Source organism: Lewinella sp. IMCC34191 (assembly GCF_003390935.1).
GTDB lineage: Bacteria > Bacteroidota > Bacteroidia > Chitinophagales > Saprospiraceae > Neolewinella.
Map to the genome: position 1 here is coordinate 1 of NZ_QNQZ01000037.1, position 304 is coordinate 304.

The window sequence follows — 304 nt, forward strand, 5'->3', positions numbered from 1 at the left end:
TTGGGGTACGCATGCCGGATCTCTCCGCTCTTCTGTGTATGTAAGTCAGCGCGTAGAATAATACGGTTAAGCAGATCGTAGGTTAGCAGGATGCGGGTGGAGGGCACATTGTCGTGCTGGTTTTGGTATAAGCCGAAGGCCTGCCCGATCCAACTTTCACGGGGCAGGGTCTGGCCAGTACCGTCGACGGCGATAAGCAGGTGAGACCGCCAGCGGCGGGCATGGCGAAAGCTGGCGTAGAAAGCCTGAACGGACTGGTAGAAGAAGTCCTTGAAGAATAGGGGGCGGATGTGCTTGCGGCGTT

1 pseudogene is annotated in these 304 nt (G+C 56.9%); it reads right to left on the bottom strand.

Annotated elements, in window-relative coordinates:
- A pseudogene (locus DRW39_RS22120) lies at window positions 1–304 on the bottom strand (hypothetical protein); the annotation flags it as partial.